The organism is Aeromonas sp. YN13HZO-058, assembly GCF_001921245.1.
In the GTDB taxonomy this organism is placed as follows: domain Bacteria; phylum Pseudomonadota; class Gammaproteobacteria; order Enterobacterales; family Aeromonadaceae; genus Aeromonas; species Aeromonas allosaccharophila.
On sequence record NZ_MQSY01000026.1, the window covers coordinates 21,780 to 28,283 of the forward strand.

The following is a 6,504-nucleotide window of genomic DNA, read 5'->3' on the forward strand; positions in this document are numbered from 1 at the left end:
GCACTCAATATGAAAATTGTTAGCATTATTCAGGGTGTCGGCACCCAGTTACGCAGCCTGGCCATGGTCTTCTCCCATGCCTGGCGGCCCCGTGAAACCCTCAACTATCCGGAACAGGCGGTCTATGCCGCACCCCGCTACCGCGGTCGCATCGTGCTGACCCGTGACCCGGACGGGGACGAGCGCTGCGTGGCCTGCAACCTCTGCGCGGTTGCCTGCCCGGTCGGCTGCATCTCGCTGCAAAAATCCGAGCGGGAAGATGGTCGCTGGTATCCGGAGTTCTTTCGCATCAACTTCTCTCGCTGCATCTTCTGCGGCCTGTGCGAAGAGGCCTGCCCCACCACCGCCATCCAGCTGACGCCGGATTTCGAGATGGGTGAGTATCGCCGCCAGGATCTGGTGTACGAGAAGGAGGATCTGCTGATCAGCGGGCCCGGCAAATACCCGGACTACAACTTCTATCGCATGAGCGGGATGGCCATCGACGGCAAGCCGAAAGGGGATGCCGAAAACGAAGCCAAACCCATCGATGTCAAGAGCCTGCTGCCCTGAGGAGTCAATCATGGAACTGGCATTTTATGCCTCGGCCCTGGTGGCCATTTACAGCACGCTGCGGGTGATCAGCACCAGCAATCCGATGCATGCGCTGCTCAATCTCATCATCTCCCTCATTGCCGTGGCCATGATCTTCTTCTGCCTGGGCGCCGCCTTTGCGGGCGCCCTGCAGGTGATCGTCTACGCCGGCGCCATCATGGTGCTGTTCGTGTTCGTGGTGATGATGTTGAACCTGGGTTCAGCCCAGGCGCAGGAGAAAAACTGGCTGACCCCCATGACCTGGGTAGGCCCTGCCCTGCTCTCGCTGATCCTGCTGGGCTTTTTGGGCCACGGCATTCTCGGGGTGACCGGGGGCCTGATAGGGGTGACCGAGGTGACCGCCAAGCAGGTCGGTATCGAACTCTTTGGTCCCTATGTGCTGGCGGTGGAGCTCGCCTCCATCCTGCTGCTGGCGGGTCTGGTGACCGCCTATCACCTGGGTCGGGAAGACAAGAGCGGTGAAGTGCTCTCCGTCCCGCGCTCCGCATCCCGCTCTGCACAAGAAGGAGGTCAGCAATGAATGGAATCCCTATGGAGCACGGGCTTTTGCTGGCCGCGGTGCTCTTCTGCATAGGCTTGTGCGGTCTGCTGATCCGCCGCAACCTGCTCTACATCCTGATGAGTATCGAGATCATGATGAATGCCTCGGCACTGGCGTTTGTGGTGGCGGGGAGCCGCTGGGCCCAGGCCGATGGCCAGATCATGTATATCCTGGTGATTTCTCTGGCGGCAGCGGAGGCCAGTATCGGCCTCGCCCTGTTACTGCTGCTCTATCGTCGTTACCACACCCTGAACGTGGACACTGTGAGCGAGATGCGCGGATGAGCCTCTTATATCTGACTTTTCTATTTCCGCTGCTGGGATGGCTGGTGCTGGCCTTCTCCCTCAGCCGGTTTGGCGAGCGCACCTCGGCGCTGATCGGGGTGGGCTCCATTGGCCTGTCGGCCCTCACCACACTCTGGGTGGGCATCGACTTTCTGGGCAACCCGCCAGAGGGGGGCGTCTATATCCAGCACCTGTGGCAATGGATGGCGGTGGGCAACTTTACCCCGCGCTTCTCGCTGGCACTGGATGGCCTGTCGCTGACCATGCTGGGAGTCGTGACCGGGGTCGGTTTCTTCATCCACCTGTTCGCCTCCTGGTATATGCGCGGGGAAGAGGGTTACTCCCGCTTCTTCACCTACACCAACCTCTTTATCGCCAGCATGCTGTTTCTGGTGCTGGCCGATGACCTGCTGTTTGTCTACCTCGGCTGGGAAGGGGTGGGGCTGTGCAGCTACCTGCTGATCGGCTTCTACTACAAGGATCGCAACAACGGCGCGGCAGCCCTCAAGGCCTTTATCGTGACCCGGGTGGGTGATGTCTTCCTCGCGATTGGCCTGTTTATCCTCTATCGGGAACTGGGCACCCTCAATATTCACGATCTGCTGGTGCGCGCCCCCACCCTGTTTGCCGAGGGCTCCCCAGCCCTGTCACTGGCCTGCCTGATGCTCTTGGGCGGTGCGGTCGGCAAATCGGCCCAGCTGCCGCTGCAAACCTGGCTGGCGGATGCGATGGCCGGCCCGACGCCGGTCTCCGCGCTGATCCACGCCGCCACCATGGTGACCGCCGGTGTCTACCTGATTGCCCGTACCCACGGCCTGTTCCTGCTGGCGCCGGAGATCCTCCATCTGGTCGGGCTGGTTGGCGCCATCACCTTGGTGCTGGCAGGCTTTGCCGCGCTGGTTCAGACCGACATCAAGCGGATCCTCGCCTACTCCACCATGAGCCAGATTGGCTACATGTTCCTTGCTCTCGGTGTCGGCGCATGGGAAGGGGCCATCTTCCACCTGATGACCCACGCCTTCTTCAAGGCGCTGCTGTTCCTCTCCGCCGGTGCAGTTATCGTTGCCTGCCACCACGAGCAGAACATCTTCAAGATGGGCGGCCTGCGCAAGAGCCTGCCGCTGGTCTATGCCTGCTTCCTGGTGGGTGGCTCGGCGCTGGCGGCGTTGCCGCTAGTCACATCCGGCTTCTACAGTAAGGACGCCATCCTGTGGCAAGTAGAAGCCTCGGGCCAAAGCGCGCTGCTGTGGGCGGGTCTGGTGGGGGCATTCCTCACCTCGCTCTATACCTTCCGGCTGATCTTTATCGCCTTCCATGGCAAAGAGCAGACCAAAGCCCATGCGGGCCACGGTCTGGCTCACCATCTGCCGCTGCTGGTGCTGCTGGTGCTCTCCACCGGCATCGGGGCGCTGATCACCCCGCCACTGGCCGGGGTACTGCCAGCAGGCCCGGGGGATCATATCGAAGAGGGTCGCCATGCGCTGGAGGTAGCCTCCGGTATCATTGCCATCGCAGGCATTGCGCTCGCCGCGTTTCTATTCCTTGGTGAGCGTCGTCTGGCCACCTCCATTGCCAACAGTGCGCCAGGTCGCCTGCTCAGCACGCTCTGGTTCAACGCCTGGGGCTTTGACTGGCTCTATGACCAGCTGTGGGTCAAACCCTATCTGCTGGCCACCCGGCTGTTGGCCCGCGACCCGCTGGACTGGATGATGGGACTGCCCGCCTGGCTTGCCCTGCGTGGCAACCAGCTGCTGGCCTGGACCGTGACCGGCAAGTTGCGCTGGTATGCCGCCTCCATGGGGATCGGCGCCGTGCTGGTGCTGGCGCTGTTGCTGCTGGGGTAACGCGATGAACAACCGGACAATCATACAGCCAGGCTGTTTGCTCTCCCTGATGGAACAGGGAGCGCAATCTCATATGAACTTGAACGAGAGCTGATACCGTGACCTTACTCTGGATCTTGCTAATTCCTTTTATCGGCGGCTTGCTCTGCTGGCAGATGGAGCGTCTCGGCGGGCAGTTTGTCCGCTGGGTTGCCCTGCTCTCCATGAGCGCCAGCCTGCTGCTCTCCTGTGCCATCTGGCTAAGTGGTGATTTCTCCCTTGCCACGACGGGTCTCGACAGCGCGGGCGTCACCGGTGCAGCATCTGCCTGGGCTGCCGAGTGGCGTCTGCCGTGGATCCCCCGCTTTGGCATCTCTTTGCATCTGGCGGTGGATGGCTTGTCGCTCTTGATGGTGATGCTCACCTGCTTTATCGGGGTGCTGGCCATCCTCTGTTCGTGGAAAGAGATCGTGCAGCGCATCGGCTTCTTCCACCTCAACCTGCTCTGGATCCTCGGCGGCGTGCTCGGCGTCTTCATGGCGCTGGACCTGTTCCTCTTCTTCTTCTTCTGGGAGATGATGCTGGTCCCCATGTACTTCCTGATTGCGCTGTGGGGCCATTCGGTCACTGACGGCAAATCACGGATCAACGCCGCGACCAAGTTCTTCATCTACACCCAGGTTTCGGGCCTTGTCATGCTGGTGGCCATCATCGGGCTGGTGCTGACCCACCAGCATGCCACCGGAGTCTTCACCTTCAACTATCTGGATCTGCTCAACACCCCGATGAGCAAGGGCGTTCAGTGGTTGCTGATGCTGGGTTTCTTTATCGCCTTCGCGGTCAAGATGCCGCTGGTGCCGCTGCACGGCTGGCTGCCGGATGCTCACAGTCAGGCACCGACCGCAGGCTCGGTGGATTTGGCCGGGATCTTGCTGAAAACCGCCGCCTACGGTCTGCTGCGCTTTGCCCTGCCGCTGTTCCCCGAAGCCTCTGCCGAATTTGCCCCCTACGCCATGGTGCTGGGCCTGATCGGCATCGTCTACGGCGCCATCGTGGCGTTCGGCCAGACCGACATCAAACGGCTGGTGGCCTACACCAGCATCTCCCACATGGGTTTTGTGATGATCGCCATCTACTCGGGTAGCGAGCTGGCCCTGCAGGGCGCCGTGGTGCAGATGATCGCCCACGGTCTCTCCGCTGCCGGTCTCTTTATCCTCTGTGGTCAACTTTATGAGCGGTTGCATACCCGGGATCTCCGCCAGATGGGCGGCCTGTGGGGACGCCTGCGCTATCTGCCCGGCGTGATGCTGTTCTTCTCGGTAGCGTCGCTCGGCATGCCAGGCACTGGCAACTTCGTCGGCGAGTTCCTGATCCTGGTCGGCAGCTTCCAGGTGGCTCCTGTCATCACGGCGGTCGCCACCTTCGGTCTGGTGCTCGCCTCGGTCTACTCCCTCATCATGCTGCAGCGCGCCTGCTTTGGCCCCGCCAAGGATGAGAGCGTGCTCAAGGGACTGGATCGCCGCGAGCTGACCATGATGATGGTGATCGCCGGTCTCCTGGTACTGCTTGGCCTCTATCCCCAACCCGTGATTGATACCGCCAGCAGCAGCCTTATCAACGTGCTGCACTGGTATCTGCTGCCAACTGCTGGAGCCCTGCAATGACTTTCTCCGCTTCCCAACTGCTGGCACTGCTTCCCCTGCTGTTGACCACCGGGGCCATGGCGGCCCTGATGCTGGCCATCGCCTGGCGCCGCTGTGTCACCACCGCCTTTACCGTGACCATTGTTGGCCTCAATCTGACGCTGTTCTCGCTGCCCATCGTGATGGCGCAGGGGGATCAGGGGGTCACCCCGCTGCTGCAAGTCGACAGTTACGCCGTCTTCTACATGGGACTGGTACTGATCGGCGCTCTGGCCACCTGTACCTTCGGCCAGTCATGGTTGAAAGCCTACCCGGACAACCGGGAGGAGTTCTTCCTGCTGCTGTTGATCGCCACCGCAGGTGGTCTGGTGCTGGCCTGCTCCCGCCATCTCGCCTCCCTGTTTATCGGGATTGAGATGCTGACCCTGCCGATGTTCGGTCTGGTGGGTTACGCCTACCGCGAGCGCCACTCGCTGGAAGCTGCGGTGAAGTACATGGTGCTCTCTGCCGCCGCCACCGCCTTCCTGCTGTTTGGCATGGCGCTGCTCTATGCACAGGCAGGCAGCCTGAGCTTTGCCGCCCTGGGGCAGACCCTGGCCGAGAGCCCGGCTCACCATCCGCTGCTGATGGGCGGCCTCGGTCTGATGCTGGTCGGCTTTGCCTTTAAATTGTCGCTGGCCCCCTTCCACCTCTGGACACCGGATGTCTATGAAGGGGCGCCGGCACCGGTCGCCACTTTCCTCGCCACCGTCAGCAAGGTCGCGGTCTTTGCCGTGTTGCTGCGCTTCTATCTGGCGGTACCGGCGGCGAGCGATCCCATGATCCACTGGCTGCTGGCGGCCATGGCGGTCATCTCTATTCTGGTCGGCAACCTGCTGGCACTGGTGCAGACCAACGTCAAACGGATGCTGGGTTACTCCTCCATCTCCCACTTCGGTTACCTGCTGGCGGTGATCGTGGCGAGTCGCATCGGTCAGATGCCGGTGGAAGCGGCCGGGGTCTATCTGCTGATGTATCTGTTCACCAGCCTGGGTGCCTTTGGCGTGGTGAGCATGATGTCGAGCCCCTATCGCGGCAAGGATGCAGACTCCCTGCACAGCTATCGTGGCCTGTTCTGGAAGCGCCCTTACCTCACTGCCGTGCTGACGGTGATGATGCTCTCCCTGGCGGGTATCCCGATGACGCTCGGCTTTATCGGCAAGTTCTACCTCATCGGCGTCACCGTCGAGGCGCAGCTCTGGTGGCTCTCCGGTGCCATCGTGCTCGGCAGCGCGCTGGGTCTCTACTACTACCTCAAGGTGATGGTGACCCTCTATCTGCGCGAACCGGGTATGCAGCAGCGCGATGCCAGCGCCGACTGGGCACTCTCCTCCGGTGGCGTGGTGGTACTGCTCTCTGCGGCCTTGGTGGTGTTGCTGGGCCTCTATCCCCAGCCGGTCATCAGCCTGGTACAAGGGTTCCAGCACGTGGTATTGCAGTAACCTTCGCAGACGTTCCCCCTCATCATTACCCGTAAAAACCGGCAGCCTTGGCTGCCGGTTTTTTTATGGCTATGTCCCAATTACGTGTTGCATGGGGCGCCCCAGCGCCTCATGCAAACACGCTTTGATATTCACGCC

At 61.6% G+C, this 6,504-nt stretch carries 6 protein-coding genes; all 6 read left to right on the forward strand.

What is annotated here, in order from left to right; all coding sequences use genetic code 11:
• The first annotated feature begins 9 nt into the window (after positions 1 to 9).
• The 6 genes from nuoI to nuoN all read left to right on the forward strand — a co-directional run bounded on the left by nuoI (position 10) and on the right by nuoN (position 6,366).
• Positions 10 to 552, forward strand: coding sequence for an NADH-quinone oxidoreductase subunit NuoI (gene nuoI / locus BSP75_RS05880; RefSeq protein WP_005337245.1), 543 nt, complete (start codon positions 10 to 12; stop codon positions 550 to 552).
• A 10-nt stretch (positions 553 to 562) separates the two neighbouring features.
• Positions 563 to 1,114, forward strand: coding sequence for an NADH-quinone oxidoreductase subunit J (gene nuoJ, locus BSP75_RS05885; RefSeq protein ID WP_075112546.1), 552 nt, complete (start codon positions 563 to 565; stop codon positions 1,112 to 1,114).
• On the forward strand, positions 1,111 to 1,419 hold the full coding sequence (gene nuoK, locus BSP75_RS05890; protein WP_005337247.1) for an NADH-quinone oxidoreductase subunit NuoK: 309 nt from the start codon (positions 1,111 to 1,113) through the stop codon (positions 1,417 to 1,419). The genes nuoJ and nuoK overlap by 4 nt, the downstream gene beginning before the upstream one ends.
• Positions 1,416 to 3,263 (forward strand): NADH-quinone oxidoreductase subunit L, encoded by a 1,848-nt coding sequence (gene nuoL, locus BSP75_RS05895; RefSeq protein WP_075112547.1) that lies wholly within the window; start codon positions 1,416 to 1,418, stop codon positions 3,261 to 3,263. Before nuoK ends, nuoL begins: the two co-directional genes overlap by 4 nt.
• Positions 3,264 to 3,361: 98 nt before the next feature.
• Positions 3,362 to 4,906 (forward strand): NADH-quinone oxidoreductase subunit M, encoded by a 1,545-nt coding sequence (nuoM, locus tag BSP75_RS05900; RefSeq protein WP_075112548.1) that lies wholly within the window; start codon positions 3,362 to 3,364, stop codon positions 4,904 to 4,906.
• The gene (nuoN, locus tag BSP75_RS05905; protein ID WP_075112549.1) at positions 4,903 to 6,366 is read left to right on the forward strand and encodes an NADH-quinone oxidoreductase subunit NuoN; all 1,464 of its coding nucleotides are present in this window, start codon (positions 4,903 to 4,905) and stop codon (positions 6,364 to 6,366) included. The genes nuoM and nuoN overlap by 4 nt, the downstream gene beginning before the upstream one ends.
• The last annotated feature ends 138 nt before the right edge of the window (positions 6,367 to 6,504 follow it).

What these genes read in the sequence shown, in the direction of transcription:
- nuoK (WP_005337247.1), top strand. Translation starts at nt 1,111, where the DNA reads ATGAATGGAATCCCTATGGAGCACGGGCTTTTGCTGGCCGCGGTGCTC.
- nuoN (WP_075112549.1), top strand. Translation starts at nt 4,903, where the DNA reads ATGACTTTCTCCGCTTCCCAACTGCTGGCACTGCTTCCCCTGCTGTTG.
- nuoJ (WP_075112546.1), top strand. Translation starts at nt 563, where the DNA reads ATGGAACTGGCATTTTATGCCTCGGCCCTGGTGGCCATTTACAGCACG.
- nuoI (WP_005337245.1), top strand. Translation starts at nt 10, where the DNA reads ATGAAAATTGTTAGCATTATTCAGGGTGTCGGCACCCAGTTACGCAGC.
- nuoL (WP_075112547.1), top strand. Translation starts at nt 1,416, where the DNA reads ATGAGCCTCTTATATCTGACTTTTCTATTTCCGCTGCTGGGATGGCTG.